Source organism: Sinorhizobium sp. RAC02 (genome assembly GCF_001713395.1).
Taxonomy (GTDB): domain Bacteria; phylum Pseudomonadota; class Alphaproteobacteria; order Rhizobiales; family Rhizobiaceae; genus Shinella.
In genome coordinates this window covers 3,839,101-3,854,863 of sequence record NZ_CP016450.1, presented here as the reverse complement: position 1 = coordinate 3,854,863, position 15,763 = coordinate 3,839,101, and the positions used below count along the sequence as shown (strand labels likewise).

Sequence of the window (15,763 nt, the reverse complement as noted above, 5' to 3'; positions counted from 1 at the left end):
CCATCCCCACATTCTTGGAGGAGAATTTCATGGAAGACCTGTCCCCCCACCCCGGCGAACTCGAAGCCATCGAGACAGCGTCGCGCGACGAGATTTCCGCGCTGCAGCTGGAGCGCATGAAGTGGTCGCTGACCCACGCCTACGAGAATTCTCCCTTCTACCGCCAGCGCTTCGACGAGGCTGGCGTGCACCCCTCCGACCTGAAGACCCTGTCGGACCTCGCGAAATTCCCCTTCACCACTAAGAAGGACCTACGCGACACCTATCCCTTCGGCATGTTCGCCGTACCGCGCGAAAAGCTTGCCCGCATCCACGCCTCCTCGGGCACGACTGGCAAGCCGACCGTCGTCGGCTACACGGCCAAGGACATCGACACCTGGGCGACCGTCGTCGCCCGCTCGATCCGCGCCTCGGGCGGCCGGGCCGGCGATATCGTGCATGTCGCCTATGGCTACGGGCTGTTCACCGGCGGGCTTGGCGCGCATTACGGCGCCGAAAAGCTCGGCTGCACCGTCGTGCCGATCTCCGGCGGCATGACCGAGCGCCAAGTCACCCTGATGCAGGATTTCAAGCCGCGCATCATCATGGTGACGCCGTCCTACATGCTCTCCATCCTCGACGAGTTCCGCCGCCATGGCATCGACCCGCGCGAAAGTTCGCTGGCAGTCGGCATTTTTGGCGCCGAACCCTGGACGAACGCCATGCGCGAGGAAATCGAGCAGGCCTTCGACATGCACGCCGTCGATATCTACGGCCTGTCGGAAGTCATGGGTCCGGGCGTCGCCAACGAATGCGTCGAGACGAAGGACGGCCTGCACATCTGGGAAGATCATTTCTACCCTGAGATCATCGATCCCGAGACAGGCGCGGTGCTGCCGGATGGCGAGATCGGTGAACTGGTCTTCACCACGCTCACCAAGGAAGGCCTGCCGATCATCCGCTACCGCACGCGCGACCTGACGCGTCTCTTGCCCGGCACCGCCCGCTCCATGCGCCGCATGGAAAAGATCACCGGCCGCTCCGACGACATGATGATCCTGCGCGGCGTCAACGTCTTCCCGACGCAGATCGAGGAGCAGATCCTGAAATGTCGCGGGCTTGCGCCGCATTTCCAGATCGAACTGACGCGCGCCGGCCGTATGGACAACATGACGGTGCATGTCGAATGTACGCTGGAGGCGACCGACGAGGGCGCGCGTGCGGGGTCGGCGAAGGAGCTTGCCCACCACATCAAGAGCATCGTGGGGGTCTCCACCAAGATTACCGTGCATGAGCCGGGCGGCGTCGCCCGCTCGGAAGGCAAGGCAAAGCGGGTGGTCGACAACCGCCCGAAAGAATGAAACGCCGGACAAAACATTCCCGCAAAAGCGCGGAGCGGTTTTGCGTCCGGAATTGTGAAGAAACAAAGAGCCAGAGTCTCTCCGTTGCTACAGGACGAACGGAGATACTCTAGCCCGGCACCGGCTTGACTGTGTATAGGGAGGGCGGCCGCCCTTCCGCGCAGCCGCAGCCCGAATGAGCAGAGCAGGACGACATGGCACGCACGCGCGCAGTGGATTTCGAGGAAAAACAGCGAGGCATTCTATCGAGTGCCGCGGCGGTCTTCGCCGAGATGGGCATGGAGAAGGCCTCCATGTCGCTGATCGCCTCGCACAGCAATGTTTCCAAGGCCCTGCTCTATCATTATTACCCCAGCAAGGACGCCCTGATCTTCGACATCGTGCGCACGCACCTGTCGGAGCTGGAAGAAGCGATCGAGGCGGCCGACCGCACCGACGTCACCCCGCAGGAGCGGCTGCGCCTGCTGGTGAAGGCGGTGCTGGCGAACTACGAGGGCCGCGACAACGAGCACAAGGTGCAGCTCAACGGCACCAGCGCGCTCTCCGAGCCGCAGCTTGCCGAATTGCAGGCGATCGAGCGACAGATCGTCAAACGCTTCTCCGGCGTCATTCGCGACATCAACCCGGACCTGAACAAGGACCGCCCACTCCTTATGCCCGTCACCATGTCGCTCTTCGGCATGATGAACTGGGTGTACATGTGGTTCCGCCCGAACGGGCCGATCACGCGGGACGAATATGCGGATATTGCGACGACGCTGATCCTTGAGGGTGTCAAGGCTGTAAGCTAAGACTTACGCACACCATCTCCAAAAACCTACTACCTCTCTTTCGTCATCCTCGGGCTTGACCCGAGGAACCATGCCACGGGTGCCGAGTGGATCCTCGGGTCAAGCCCGAGGATGACGTGGCGGGGAGGCAGCGTAGCGCCCCAAGAGCAGTGCCGCCCACGCTTAATCCCCGTCCCGCTCCACATCCTTGCCTGTCGTGGCAACCGACTCCAGCCGTTCGGCGAATTCACGCCGGAGCGTACGGCGAAGCTCGGCTGCCTTGTAGCGGCGCACATCAACCGTGCTCTTCGGCTCCAGCTCCGGCACGCGCACCGGCCTTCCGGCCTCATCGACGGCGACCATGGTGAAATAGCAGGAGTTGGTGTGCCGGCGGTGGCCGCTGCGGATGTTCTCCGCCTCGACCCGGATGCCGACCTCCATGGAGGTTCGCCCCGTATGGTTGATCGAGGCGCGGAAGGTGACGAGTTCACCGACGTTGATCGGCTCCTTGAACATCACCTGGTCGACCGAGAGCGTCACCGCATATTGCTGCGAGTAGCGCGAGGCGCAGGAGAAGGCGACGCGATCGAGCAGGTTGAGCAGCGCGCCGCCATGAACCTTTCCGGAAAAATTCGCCATGTCGGGCGTCATCAAAACGGTCATTTCCAGGCGGCGCGGGTCCTGCTCCATCGGCGTCATGCGGTCACTCTCTCGTTTTGGCCACCATCGTCAGAACATCATACTGCGCGACGGTCGCTCCAGACTGGTTCGTTACGTTGCAATCCCAGCGGACCTCGCCATGTTCGGCATTGGCCCGCGGGTTGATCTCCTTGCAGGTGAGCTGCACCTGCAACGTATCACCCGGATTGACCGGTGTCAGGAAGCGCAGATTGTCGACGCCGTAATTGGCGAGGACCGGGCCCGGCGCCGGATCGACGAAGAGGCCGGCGGCAAACGACACGATGAGATAGCCATGCGCCACGCGCCCGTCGAAGAACGGGTTCGCCTTGGCGGCTTCCTCGTCCATGTGGGCGTAGAAGGTGTCGCCGGTGAAGTTGGCGAAGTGCTCGATATCGTCGAGCGTCACCGTGCGCGTCGCCGTGATCAGCTGGTCACCGATCTTGAGTTCCGCCAGCGACTTACGGAACGGATGCTCGCCGCCCGCCCGTGCTTCCGCGCCCTGCAACCAACGGCCGGTAACGGCGGAAAGCAGCGTCGGCGCACCCTGGATGGCGGTGCGCTGCATGTAATGCTTGACGCCGCGCATGCCGCCCAGTTCCTCACCACCACCCGCGCGGCCGGGGCCGCCGTGCACGAGGCCCGGCAACGGCGAACCGTGGCCGGTAGACGACTTGGCACTGACGCGGTTGCCGATCATCACGCGGCCGTGGAACGGCGCAAGCCCGAGCACGACCTCTTCGGCAAAGCCTGGATCATTGGTGAAGACGGAGGCGACGAGGCTACCCTTGCCGCGGCGGGCGAGGTCCACCGCTTCTTCCGCGGTCTCATAGGGCATGACGGTGCTGACCGGACCGAAAGCCTCGACGTCGTGCACCGCGCGGGCCGAGCCCGGCTTGTCGCAATAGAGCAGCACCGGATTGAGGAAGGCGCCTGCCGCAGCATCGCCAGACAGGATATTTGCTATGTCCGGATCGCCGGCGACGATTTCCGCGTCGGCAGAGAGATCGCGGATGCGGGCGCGCACTTCCTCTCGCTGGTCGAGGCTGGCGAGCGGTCCCATGCGGACGGCTTCGTCCGCCGGATTGCCGATCGCCGTCTTGCCGAGACGGGCGCGCAGGCTCTCGATCAGCGCTTCGCTAAAGGCGCGCGGCGCGATGACGCGGCGGATCGCGGTGCACTTCTGGCCGGCCTTCACCGTCATCTCGCGGGTGACTTCCTTGACGAAGAGGTCGAATTCCTCCGTGCCGGGTGCGGCATCGAGGCCAAGCACGGCGGCATTGAGGCTGTCGGCCTCCATGGTGAAGCGCACGGAGTTTTCGACGATGGCCTTGTGCGTCTTGAGGCGCTGGCCTGTCGAGGCCGAACCGGTGAAGGTCACGGCATCCTGGCCTTCGACATGGTCGAGCAGGTCGCCGACCGAGCCGCAGACGAGCTGCAATGCGCCGTCGGGCAAAATACCGGTCTCGACGATGCGGCGGACCATGAGTTCGGTGAGATAGGCTGTCTGGCTTGCCGGCTTGACTATGGCCGGAACGCCGGCGAGCAGCGTCGGTGCCAGCTTCTCCAGCATGCCCCAGCAGGGGAAGTTGAAGGCGTTGATGTGGACGGCAACACCCTGCAACGGGCTCAGGATATGCTGCGCAGAGAAGGTGCCATCCTTGGAGAGCAGCTCCACATCGCCATCGAGCAGAACGCGGGTGTTCGGCAACTCGCGCCGACCTTTGGAAGCATAGGACAGCAGCGTGCCAATACCGCCTTCGATATCGACCCAGCTGTCGGCGCGGGTCGCACCCGTGGCGGTCGATAGCGCATAGAACTCTTCCTTGCGCTCCATCAGGGCCTGACCGAGCGCCTTCAGCATGGCGGCGCGTTCGTGGAAGGAGAGGCGCCGCAGCGCCGGGCCACCCTTCTCGCGGCCATAGGCGAGCGACGCCTTGAAATCCACGCCGGTGGAATCGATGAAGGCGACCGGGGCACCCGTGGAAGCGTCGAGCAGCGGCACGCCTTCCCGGGCACCGGCGGCCCACTGGCCGCCGACATAGCTTTCGAGCCGGCGCGGCCGGTTTGCCATGACGTTCATCTCAGTATCCTCTCAGTTCAATCCGAGCGCGGAAAGCTGCGCATCGACCTCCGCCCGCCATTCGGCAAGCAGGGTCTCGTTGGGTGTGTGCCGCAGGCCGAAGCGCGACTGCGTCTCGAAGCGGGCCGAGCCGGAATGGCCAAAACTCGCGGCGACCCGCGGATACCAATAGGCAACGGAGGCTTTGGCCTTTGCGCGGCCTTCCGCATCATCGACGATCTGGATAAGGCCGGCGAGGCCGAGTTCCGCATGACGCGTCTCGCGCGGCAGGATGGCGCGAAAAACCTCGGCGAGCGGCTGGTAGGAGACCCGCGACAGTTCTTTCAACTGCACGACGCTCGCCCGGCCCATCAGCACGTTCATGACCACGGCATCGACCCAGCCTTGCAGCGGATAATGGAAGACGGACAGGCGCATGTCGCCGCCCTGCCGCGCCGCGCCGATATCCGCCTCGCGGGAAAGCCGCTCGGCCCAGGGATGATGCACGGCATAACGCCCGCCATCCGCGCCAAAGGTTTCCATCACCCGCAGCACCTTGCCGGCATGATCGGCCTTCTCCAGCACGATGCGGGCGGCGGAAATGCGCTCCTGAATGCCCGGCGCATCGTTGATCGTATCGGCAAAGCCGGCGGAACCGGCAAGCTCGCTGTCGACGAAACTCGCCATCAGGCGCAGCAGTTCGCCCCGATAGCGCGGCGGCACATTGGCCGGCGACGACAGCACGCCGCCTTGCGCCAGATAATCCTCGATCGGCATCGTATCGGACATGGCAAGTTCCCCTTACTGGTCGTAGCTGACGACGATGCGGTCGGTGAGCGGATAGCACTGGCAGGTCAGCACATAACCCTGGCGCACCTCGTAATCTTCCAGCGCGTGGTTGGTCTCCATCTCGACCTCACCTTCCAGAACCTTGGCGCGGCAGGTGGAACAGACACCGGCCTTGCAGGCATAGGGCGCGTCCATGGCATTTTCGAGCGCAGCATCGAGCAGGCTCTGGCCGTGCTTGGGGAATTTGAAGGTGCGGGTCGCGCCATCGAGCGTGACGGTCGCCTCGCAGGCGGCAGCGTGATCGGCACCGTTGACCTGCTCCACCTTGCGCCGCGCTCGGCCAGGCTGCGAGGAGGCAAAGAGTTCGAACTTGATCTGATCGTCGCGCAATCCATGCTCGCGAAGCGCGGCAGCAATCGCCAGCATCATCGGCTCCGGGCCGCAGATGAAAGCCGTCGTCACCGACTTCGGGTCGATCCAGTTCTTGAACAGCGCCGCGCATTTCGCGCCATCGATACGGCCGGTGAAAAGATCGATATCCTGCGCCTCGCTCTCCAGCACATGCAGCACGGAGAGGCGGCCGAGATAGACGTTCTTCAGGTCCTCCAGCTCCTCGCGGAACATGATCGAGCTGATCTGCCGGTTGGCATAGACCAGCGTGAAGCGGGCGCGCGGCTCGCGGGAAAGTACCGTCTTGATGATCGAAAGAACAGGCGTGATGCCGCTGCCGCCGGCAAAGCCGAGATAGTGTTTGGCCGTTTCAGGCTCCAGCGCCGTGAAGAAGGCACCCATCGGCGGCATGGCTTCCAGCGTGTCGCCGGCCTTCAGGTTCTCGTTGACCCAGGTGGAAAAACAGCCGCCATCGACGCGCTTGATGCCAACCTTCAAGACACCCTCATCCTTGCCGGCGCAGATCGAATAGGAGCGGCGCAGTTCCTCATCCTCGAACTTGCGGCGGAAGGTCAGGTACTGGCCTTGCGTGAAATCGAAGACGGCCCGGTCCTCGTCGGACGGCCGAAGCGTGACCACGACCGCATCGCGCGTCTCGCGGTGAACGTCGGTAACGGTCAGGGAATGAAAACGTGCCATGCGTAGGCCCTTTCCATAGAGCAATTCCAGCAAAAGTGCTTGAGCGTTTTGCGTTCGGAATTGCGTAAAAACAAAAAGCTCTGGTGGTCAGATGCACTTGAAGTAGTCGAACGGTTCCAGGCAGTCGGTACAGCGGTAACTCGCCTTGCAGGGCGTCGAGCCGAACTGGCTGATCTTCTCGGTGTTCGTCGATCCGCAGCGCGGACAGGCGATCGTCAGGTTCGAGCGGCCCGAAAGCCGGTCGACGCGTTTCATCAGCACGCCATCGGCTGCCGTGCCGTCGATCGGCGGGGCGATGCCGTAGTCGCGCAGTTTTTCGCGGCCCTCGGCGCTGATCCAGTCCGTCGTCCAGGCGGGCGAGAGCTGGCGTTCCAGCTTCACCTTGGAAAGCCCCTTTTCCGCGAGCGCCGTCTCGATATCGAGATTGATGATCGTGGTGGCAGGACAGCCGGAATAGGTCGGCGTCACCGTCACCACCAGCGTATCGTCGCGCCACGCGACATTCCGGATGATGCCGAGGTCGGTGAGCGAGATCACCGGAATTTCCGGATCCGGCACTTCAGCCAGCCAGTGCCAGACCTCATCGAGCGAGGGACGGAGCGCCGGGTCCATGACCGCCTCCTACCAGGTAGCGCCCGGATAGGCGCGCTGGAGGAACTGCATTTCGGACAGGATGAAGCCGAGATGCTCGGTGTGCACGCCGCGCCGGCCGCCCTTGTGCATGTAGCCGTCGGCGGGTTTCTTCAGCGTGCCTTCGGCCAGCGCCTCGGCTACAATCTCGTCCCAGCCGGCCTTGAGGCTCTGCGGTTCCGGAATGATCCCGGCTTCCACGAGTGCCGCGTCCACCGCGTCGGCGGCGAACATCTCGCCGGTATAGGGCCAGAGATCGTCCAGCGCCTCCTGCATGCGGCGATGGCTTTCCGCCGTGCCGTCGCCGAGGCGGATGACGAGGTCGCGGCTGCGGTCGAGATGGTAGGAGACCTCCTTGAAGGCCTTTTCCGCGATCTCCGCGATACGCGTCTCCGTCGAGCCTTTCAGCGCCTTCAAGAGCAGGTAGTGCCAGGCATCGAACAGAAACTGCCGCATCAGCGTCTTGCCGAAATCGCCGTTTGGGCGCTCGACCAGCAGGATATTGCGGAAGTCGTAGCCGTCGCGCAGATAGGCAAGATCGTCCGCCGAGCGGCCCTTGCCCTCCACCTCGCCGGCAAGGCCGAGCCAGAGCTGCGTCTGGCCTATCAGGTCGAGCGCGGTATTGGCGAGCGCGATATCCTCCTCCAGAGCCGGAGAATGGCCGCACCATTCGGAGACGCGGTGACCGAGGATCAGCGCATTATCGCCGATGCGCAAAAGGAATTCGAGAAACGCGGCCTGATCGACCGCCGGTTCAAGTGCTGCGGTCGCCATCACATGTGCCCCACTTCATCCGGAATGTCGAAGAAGGTCGGGTGACGGTAGACCTTGGAATTCGACGGGTCGAACAGCGGGCCCTTTTCCGAGGGGGCACTGGCGGTGATCTCGGAAGACCGCACCACCCAGATGCTGACGCCCTCGTTCCGGCGCGTATAGACGTCGCGGGCATTGTTGATCGCCATTTCGGCATCTGGCGCGTGCAGGCTGCCGACGTGGCGATGGTTGAGGCCGTGCTGGCCCCGGATGAAAACTTCCCAAAGCGGCCATTCGCTGGACATCGTGCTCTCTCCCTTACTCGGCGGCGATTTTTGCGGCGGCGCGGCGGTCGGCGGCCTTTTCGGCATGCGCCGTCAGGCCGTCGCGGAACCAGGCGCCGTCATTCCAGGCCTTCTTGCGGGCGTCGAGACGTTCCGCATTGCAGGGGCCATTGCCGGCGATCACGTTGAAGAATTCTTCCCAGTCCGGCTCGCCGAAATCGTGGCCGCCCTTCTCCTCGTTCCACTTGAGGTCCGGGTCCGGCACGGTGAGGCCGAGATATTTGGCCTGCGGCACCGTCTGGTCGACGAATTTCTGGCGCAGCTCGTCGTTGGAATTCTGCTTGATCTTCCAGGCCATCGATTGGGCCGAGTGCACGGAGGCATCGTCCGAGGGGCCGAACATCATGAGCGACGGCCACCACCAGCGGTTCAACGCATCCTGCACCATGGCTTTCTGCGCCGGCGTGCCCTTCACCATGCGCATCAGGGCATCGTAACCCTGGCGCTGGTGAAAACTCTCTTCCTTGCAGATGCGCACCATGGCCCGCGCATAGGGGCCGTAGGAACAGCGCTGCAACGGCACCTGGTTCATGATCGCCGCACCATCGACCAGCCAGCCGATCGCGCCGATATCTGCCCAGGTCAGCGTCGGATAGTTGAAGATCGAGGAATATTTGGCCTTGCCGGAATGCAGCTGCTCGTACATCTGGTCGCGGCTGATGCCGAGCGTCTCGGCGGCACAGTAGAGGTAGAGGCCGTGGCCCGCCTCGTCCTGCACCTTGGCAAGCAGGATCGCCTTCCTCTCAAGGGTCGGCGCGCGGGAAATCCAGTTGCCTTCCGGCAGCTGGCCGACGATTTCCGAGTGGGCGTGCTGGCTGATCTGGCGCACCAGCGTCTTGCGGTAGCCTTCCGGCATCCATTCCTTCGGCTCGATCTTCTGGCCGGCATCGACGCGCTCCTGAAAGGCGCGCTCATGGGGTTCCATCTCGTCGAGGGACCGGACGCGGGCGGCATCGGTCTTCACCATCTGGGCATACATGGTCTTTCCTCCTGGCTTGCGCGTCAGACGCGCTCGAGAATGATGGCAATGCCCTGGCCGACGCCGATGCACATGGTGCACAGTGCATAACGTCCGCCCTGGCGGTGGAGCTGGTATGTCGCGGTGGTAACGAGGCGCGCACCGCTCATGCCGAGCGGGTGGCCAATGGCAATCGCCCCGCCATTCGGGTTCACATGCGCCGCATCGTCCGGCAGGCCGAGATCGCGCAGCACGGCAAGCGCCTGCGAGGCGAAGGCCTCGTTGAGTTCGATGACATCCATCTGGTTAAGCGACAGGCCCGCGCGTTCCAGCACACGGCGCACCGCCGGCGCGGGACCGAAGCCCATGATGCGCGGCGCAAGACCAGCCGCCGCCATGGCGACGACACGCGCTTTCGGCGTCAGGCCCTGCGCCCTCGCGGTTGCTTCGCTGGCGATGAGCAGCGCAGCCGCGCCGTCATTGACGCCCGAGGCGTTGCCGGCGGTGACGGAAAGGTCGGGGCCGTTGACACCCTTGAGCTTGCCGAGCTGCTCGGCCGTCGTGCCGGGACGCGGATGTTCGTCGCGGTCGACGATCAGCGGATCGCCCTTCTTCTGCGGCACATGGACAGGCACGATCTCATCGGCAAAAATACCGGCCTCATGCGCGGCGGCCCAGCGGGCCTGGCTGCGGGCGGCAAAAGCGTCCTGATCTTCGCGGCTGACGGCAAAGTCCGTGGCGACGTTGTCGGCGGTCTCCGGCATGGAATCGACGCCAAAGGCCTTCTTCATCTTCGGATTGACGAAGCGCCAGCCGATCGTCGTGTCATAGACGGCATTCGAACGGGAGAAGGCGCTGTCGGCCTTCGGCATGACGAAGGGCGCGCGGCTCATGCTTTCGACGCCACCGGCGATGACGAAATCACAGTCGCCGGCACGGATGGCGCGAGCGGCCATGCCGACGGCGTCCATGCCGGAGCCACAGAGGCGGTTGACGGTAGTGGCGGGAATGGAAACGGGAAGGCCGGACAGCAGCACGGCCATGCGGCCGACATTGCGGTTGTCCTCGCCGGCCTGGTTGGCGCAGCCATAGATGAGGTCATCGACCTTCGACCAGTCGACGCCGGGATTGCGCGCCATCAGGCCCGAAAGCGGCAGAGCCGCCAGATCGTCGGCGCGGACCGACGACAACAGACCGCCATAACGGCCGATGGGCGTACGGACAGCATCGCAGATAAAGGCTTCGAACACGCGGTTTCCTCCCTGTACCCAAGGCCGGCTTGCCTCTCCCGAAACATTCGCCGACCGATCGGTTGGTTATTTACCACCCAACACGTCACAAATCAATGACAATTTCTCCACATTCTGTGATGTTTCATTTCAGCAGCCGATATCATAGCACAAACTGCGTTTTTCCGTGTGAAAAGTGCCTCAGATAGCGTCGCGCAACAGCGAAAGACGGCGCAGCGTCGCCTCGCTCGCCTCCGGCAGCGCACCATCCGCCGTCACGAAATGGCGGGCGACATGCAGGTCCGCTTCGGGCGAAAGGCGAAGGTAGAGATCGTTGAAAAGCCGCCGCGCCTCGTCGCCCGGCCAGTCGGCCGGTAGTGCCGCCTGCGGCAGGCGCGGATCGCGCAGCACGACGAGGCGGAACTGGTGCACCAGCACCAGCCGGGCGGCGAGGCTTTCGGCCGCCGCCAGCCGCACGCCGCCACCGAGCAGATCGGCAAGCCGCCCGAACCGTCGGATGAAGCCGCGATAGGCATCCGCGTGCTGTGCAAGGTTCCAGTGGTCGGCCGCAAAGGCGCCTAGATCGCCTTCGCCGCTCACAACCTCCGCCCGGAAGAGCACGGCCGGCTGTTTCAAGGAGGGCATGGGCCGCGCGCCGACGGCAAGCCTTGGCCCCAGCCGCGCATGGCCGGCGCGCTCCAGAGCCTGCATCGCCTCGTCCGGCGCCGAGCCCGTCAACTGCACGAAATGCCAGTCGGCCACTTCCGGCGGGCCGAAAAGCATGCGGGCGGCGGCGGCAAATTCGGTACGCGCCGGCGCTGCCAGCCGATAAAAGCTACGGCGCCCCTCGCGCTCGCCCGACACCTGCCCGGCGGCGACGAGCCGCGAGACGGCGGTGCGCACCAGCGTTTCGCTGATGCCGACATCGGCGCAGGTGTCGATGAGGTTGCCGGTCCAGACCACGCCGCCACGCGGCTCCACCACGTCGCCATAGATAGTGACGATGAAGCCGGCCGCCTTCAGCGGGCTCTCCTCGATGATCGCCTTGATCAGCGCGCCGAACGCGCTTTCTGGCCTGTCCTTCTCACCCGGCACGTCTGCCCGCCTTCATTTGCAACTTCGGTCGTGCCGAGGACTACCCCAGAATTGGCCGGAACGGAAAGCCCGCACGCGCCGCGGAGCCCGTAATCTCACAGAAGAGGGGCATGTTTCGTCAGTAAATATTTAAGCCGCATCTGCCATCGTCCCTCGACAACCGACCCTCGCGCGAACCGTCGTCGAGGGCTGGAGCGCGGAGATCAACGAAACACGATGACCGACCGGCATGCCCCACCATCCTTCCGGGGGCTGGGATATTATGTCCCCGCCATCGTCGTCGCGTTCGCCGTGCTGGTCGCCGTCTTCCTTGCGGATGTCCAGAAGCGCCGGCTGGAGGAAGAGTATCTGCGCTCCTTCACCACCGAACAGCTCGGTCTCCTCCGCTCGCGCCTACAGGGCAATATCCTCGGCAACGTCAAGCTGGTGCAGGGCCTCGTCGCCACGCTCTCCACTGAACCCACCATGCCCCCCGCCCGCTTCGCCGATCTTGCCGGCCGCATCTTCGACGAGGACAACCAGCTGCGCAGCCTCGCCATTGCGCCGGATTTCGTGATCTCCCTGGTCTATCCGCTGAAGGGCAACGAGCGCAGCCTCGGCCTCGACTATCGCACGAACGAACGGCAGCGCGCCGCCGCGATGCAGGTGAAGGAACTGGGCCGGCTGATCGTCACCGGCCCGGTCGACCTCGTGCAGGGCGGGCGCGGAGTGATTGCGCGCTACCCCATCCATGCCGGCAAGGACAAAGCGTTTTTCGGCATCGCATCGGCGGTGATCGACCTTGAGAAACTGTTTTCCGCCAGCGGTTTCAAGAGTGACATGCGGGTCGCGCTCGCCATTTCCAGCCGGGCTCATGATGGCGGCGAGGCGCGCACCTTCTTCAACACGACCGCGGCCGTCGATGTTGAACCGGTGGTGATGACCATCGATATTGGCCACGAAATCTGGACCATGTCGGCCGCGCCGTTGAAGGGTTGGCACCAGCCGTCCGCCGATCTTGGCCTGTTTCGCGGCGGCCTTGCGCTGCTCGCCATCATCATCGTCGCGCCGATGTTCTGGGTCGGCTACCTGATGAAGGACCGTCACCGGCATATCCTGGCACTGCAGGACCGGGAGGACAGGCTCGAAACCGTCTCGCAACGCCTGCAACTGGCGCTCGACGCCTCCAAGGTCGGCGTGTGGGAATACGATACCGAGACCAAGGCGCTCTCCTGGGATGCGCGCATGCGAAAACTCTACGGCGTATCGGCGGCGCAGCCCGTTTGCAGCTACAAGGACTGGCGCGCGGCACTGCATCCCGATGACATCGAGGAGGCCGAACGCGTTTTCGCCGACGCTATCGCAGCGGACAAACCCTACATTACCGAATTCCGCGTTTTGGCCAGCGATGGCAGCATCCGCCACATCCGCGCGCACGGCATGACCTACCGCGCCACTTCCGGCGCAAAACGCATCGTCGGCGCCAACTGGGACGTGACGCAAGACAACCAGTTGCAGGCCGATCTGCTGCAGGCGAAGCTGACGGCGGAAGCGCAGAACCGTGCACTGGAGGAAGCGCGCCTCGTGCTGGAGCATAATTCTTTGCATGACGCGCTGACCCGCCTGCCGAACCGGCGCTTCCTCGACCAGCAGATCGCGCTTGCCGGCAGCGGCGACGGACGCCCGCTGACGCTGCTGCATATCGACCTCGATCGCTTCAAGGATATCAACGACACGCTCGGCCACGCCGCCGGCGACGAGGTGCTGAAACAGGCGGCCGGCGTCCTGCGCGCCCATGTGCCGGCCGAGGATTTCATCGCGCGCATCGGCGGCGACGAATTCGTCCTGCTCTCGCGCCGCGATCCGGTCGTGGCCGACTTCGCTGCCCTTTCGGCCCGTCTGATCGCGGCAATCAGCGAGCCGATGGCGATCGAGGGTCATGACTGCCGCATCGGTGCAAGCATCGGCATTGCCACGCGCAATGACCTGGAGGAATCCACCGAACAGTTGCTCGTCAATGCCGATATCGCCCTTTACGAGGCCAAGCGCCGCGGGCGCAACCGCGTCGAGGCGTTCAACGACGACCTGCGCCTGCGCACCGTGGAGGTGAAGCGGCTCAGCGACGACATTCTGCGCGGCCTCGAGCAGGGAGAATTCCACCCCTTCTTCCAACCGCAATTCGACGCGCAGACGCTGGAGATCGTCGGCGTCGAGGCGCTCGCCCGCTGGAACCACCCGACCCGCGGCTTCGTCGCCCCCGACGTTTTCCTGCCGGTCGCCGAAAGCCTCAACGTCGTCGCCCAGATCGACGAGGCGATCCTTAGCCAGGCGCTTTTGCAGGCCATGCGCTGGGAGGCGCAGGGATTGGGCATCGCCCGCGTCTCGGTCAATGTCTCGTGCCAGCGCCTGCGGGACGAAAATCTCATCGAAAAGCTCAAGGCGATGAACATTCGCCCCGGCGCGCTGACCTTCGAACTCCTGGAATCGATCTCCTTCGATACGGCGGACGACGGATTGAAACAGGCGATCGAAGACATCAAGGCGCTCGGCATCGAGATCGAGATCGACGACTTCGGCAGCGGCCACGCCTCCATCGTCAGCCTGCTGGAACTGTCGCCCAAGCGGCTGAAGATCGACCGGCGGCTGGTGCAGCCCTTGACGCAATCGACCGCGCAGCAAAGCCTGGTGCAATCGATCATCGACATCGGCAAGGTGCGCAACATCGAAACGGTCGCCGAGGGTGTCGAGACGATGGCGCATGCCGAATTGCTGCGCCGTCTCGGCTGTCATGTCCTGCAAGGTTATGCCCTTGCCCGACCGATGGCGGCGGAGGATTTCCTCGCTTTCGCCAAGGCGCGCGCCTGGATGACGGCTGCGGGAATGCCCCTTACGACGGCAAAAGCGCGCTGAGCGCTTCCGCAAGCACGCGACCGTCATGGTGGCCGCGCTGCCATGGATCCTCGAACTCGCCGATCACCACCTCTGCGCCCAGTCGCGCACCCGCAGCCTCCAGGGCCTCGGTCCCGAGATAGGCGAAAGAACCCGCCGTCTTCTCGAAGGGCAGGATCTGGCGGTTCGCAAGAACATGCGTGAAGGGCCGCACATCCGCCCCGCCTCGGGTGTGCCAGACCTCGGCGGCAACCTCCACCATGCGCGCCACATCCATCCCGCGCGTCTCGCGGCATTGCAGGATGTTGCCGAGGAAGACGCGGCGGGCATGCACGTTGCGCACGATCGCCGGCACGATCCCGTCGACCAGGAAATGCGGAAGCACGCTGGTGAAGAAGCTGCCCGGCCCGAAAACAATGGCATCCGCACTTTCCAGGCTTTCGATCACGGCTTCGTTGGCCGGCACGGCGGCCCCATCTCCGGCGGAAAGCATGATTTCGCGCACGCCGGTCGCGCTGTCGGCATCGCCGAGCGCCGTCAGGCGGTGCTGCCCCTTGATGCGTGTCCCATCATTCAACACGGCCGAAAGTGCCACATCGTTGATCGCGGTCGAGGGCCAGACATGGCCGGCGACCTCGCACAGCTTTCGGAAGACGAAGATCGCCGTGTTGATGTCGCTGTTGTGAGCGAGATGCGCGCCGGTCAGGATGAAGTTGCCGATGCTGCCGTTGCGGAAATCGAAATCCGGACCGATCGCCGCCCGGAACGTGCGCAGGTAGTTGAGGATCGCGCCGCGCAGGCCCGGCTCCATGCGCTCCAGAAGCGGATGGCGGCCTTCGGCATAGAGCGCGAACTCCGTGCGGGCGTCCTCTTCGGCGCCGCTGGTCATGCGGGCGTTGCAGACTTTCACCACGTCACCCGCCCGGCCCTCGCCATGCGCCATGGTCATCAGCGCCTGGCGGATATCGCCGACGGCGAGCACGCCCAGGCTTTCGCGGATCACCTTGGAGCTGCCGCCGCTATCCCAGGCCGGAACCACCCGCGTGAGGCGGACCGGCAGGGAACAGAGGGCAAGATTGATCGAGCGGCAGGCACTGCCGCCCGAAAAGAGCACGATATGCGGACGTCGGCCTTCGGCCATACCTTCTCCTGCGGTTC

At 64.3% G+C, this 15,763-nt stretch carries 14 protein-coding genes; 3 read left to right on the top strand and 11 right to left on the bottom strand.

Annotated elements, in window-relative coordinates:
• The first annotated feature begins 29 nt into the window (after positions 1 to 29).
• A complete protein-coding gene (paaK, locus tag BSY16_RS18465; protein ID WP_069061025.1) occupies positions 30 to 1,340 on the top strand; it encodes a phenylacetate--CoA ligase PaaK in 1,311 nt (436 codons plus the stop codon).
• A 194-nt stretch (positions 1,341 to 1,534) separates the two neighbouring features.
• Positions 1,535 to 2,131, top strand: a complete 597-nt coding sequence (locus BSY16_RS18460) for a TetR/AcrR family transcriptional regulator (RefSeq protein WP_069061024.1) — start codon at positions 1,535 to 1,537, stop codon at positions 2,129 to 2,131.
• A 162-nt stretch (positions 2,132 to 2,293) separates the two neighbouring features.
• Here BSY16_RS18460 and BSY16_RS18455 read toward each other — a convergent pair whose 3' ends face one another.
• The 10 genes from BSY16_RS18455 to paaX all read right to left on the bottom strand — a co-directional run bounded on the left by BSY16_RS18455 (position 2,294) and on the right by paaX (position 11,737).
• Positions 2,294 to 2,809 carry an acyl-CoA thioesterase gene (locus BSY16_RS18455; protein ID WP_069061023.1) on the bottom strand — a complete coding sequence of 172 codons (516 nt, stop codon included), beginning with the start codon at positions 2,807 to 2,809 and terminating at the stop codon, positions 2,294 to 2,296.
• Between the two features lie 4 nt (positions 2,810 to 2,813).
• On the bottom strand, positions 2,814 to 4,871 hold the full coding sequence (gene paaZ, locus BSY16_RS18450) for a phenylacetic acid degradation bifunctional protein PaaZ (protein ID WP_069061022.1): 2,058 nt from the start codon (positions 4,869 to 4,871) through the stop codon (positions 2,814 to 2,816).
• A gap of 12 nt (positions 4,872 to 4,883) precedes the next feature.
• Positions 4,884 to 5,639, bottom strand: a complete 756-nt coding sequence (locus tag BSY16_RS18445; protein ID WP_069061021.1) for a Phenylacetic acid catabolic protein — start codon at positions 5,637 to 5,639, stop codon at positions 4,884 to 4,886.
• A 12-nt stretch (positions 5,640 to 5,651) separates the two neighbouring features.
• Positions 5,652 to 6,728 carry a 1,2-phenylacetyl-CoA epoxidase subunit PaaE gene (gene paaE, locus BSY16_RS18440; protein ID WP_069061020.1) on the bottom strand — a complete coding sequence of 359 codons (1,077 nt, stop codon included), beginning with the start codon at positions 6,726 to 6,728 and terminating at the stop codon, positions 5,652 to 5,654.
• 87 nt (positions 6,729 to 6,815) lie between these two features.
• Positions 6,816 to 7,340 (bottom strand): 1,2-phenylacetyl-CoA epoxidase subunit PaaD, encoded by a 525-nt coding sequence (gene paaD / locus BSY16_RS18435; RefSeq protein WP_069061019.1) that lies wholly within the window; start codon positions 7,338 to 7,340, stop codon positions 6,816 to 6,818.
• A gap of 9 nt (positions 7,341 to 7,349) precedes the next feature.
• The gene (paaC, locus tag BSY16_RS18430) at positions 7,350 to 8,132 is read right to left on the bottom strand and encodes a 1,2-phenylacetyl-CoA epoxidase subunit PaaC (protein ID WP_069061018.1); all 783 of its coding nucleotides are present in this window, start codon (positions 8,130 to 8,132) and stop codon (positions 7,350 to 7,352) included.
• On the bottom strand, positions 8,132 to 8,416 hold the full coding sequence (gene paaB, locus BSY16_RS18425) for a 1,2-phenylacetyl-CoA epoxidase subunit PaaB (RefSeq protein ID WP_069061017.1): 285 nt from the start codon (positions 8,414 to 8,416) through the stop codon (positions 8,132 to 8,134). Before paaB ends, paaC begins: the two co-directional genes overlap by 1 nt.
• A 13-nt stretch (positions 8,417 to 8,429) precedes the next feature.
• The gene (gene paaA / locus BSY16_RS18420; RefSeq protein ID WP_069061016.1) at positions 8,430 to 9,434 is read right to left on the bottom strand and encodes a 1,2-phenylacetyl-CoA epoxidase subunit PaaA; all 1,005 of its coding nucleotides are present in this window, start codon (positions 9,432 to 9,434) and stop codon (positions 8,430 to 8,432) included.
• A gap of 23 nt (positions 9,435 to 9,457) precedes the next feature.
• On the bottom strand, positions 9,458 to 10,663 hold the full coding sequence (pcaF, locus tag BSY16_RS18415) for a 3-oxoadipyl-CoA thiolase (RefSeq protein ID WP_069061015.1): 1,206 nt from the start codon (positions 10,661 to 10,663) through the stop codon (positions 9,458 to 9,460).
• A gap of 180 nt (positions 10,664 to 10,843) precedes the next feature.
• Positions 10,844 to 11,737 carry a phenylacetic acid degradation operon negative regulatory protein PaaX gene (gene paaX / locus BSY16_RS18410; RefSeq protein WP_069061014.1) on the bottom strand — a complete coding sequence of 298 codons (894 nt, stop codon included), beginning with the start codon at positions 11,735 to 11,737 and terminating at the stop codon, positions 10,844 to 10,846.
• A gap of 216 nt (positions 11,738 to 11,953) precedes the next feature.
• On the opposite strand from paaX, the gene BSY16_RS18405 reads away from it, so the two are divergent.
• On the top strand, positions 11,954 to 14,626 hold the full coding sequence (locus BSY16_RS18405) for a bifunctional diguanylate cyclase/phosphodiesterase (protein WP_069061013.1): 2,673 nt from the start codon (positions 11,954 to 11,956) through the stop codon (positions 14,624 to 14,626).
• On the opposite strand, the gene BSY16_RS18400 is transcribed toward BSY16_RS18405, so the two are convergent.
• Positions 14,604 to 15,746: a gluconeogenesis factor YvcK family protein gene (locus BSY16_RS18400; protein WP_069061012.1), complete on the bottom strand. Its 1,143-nt coding sequence runs from the start codon at positions 15,744 to 15,746 to the stop codon at positions 14,604 to 14,606. The two genes, BSY16_RS18405 and BSY16_RS18400, sit on opposite strands and share 23 nt — an antisense overlap.
• Between the last annotated feature and the right edge of the window lie 17 nt (positions 15,747 to 15,763).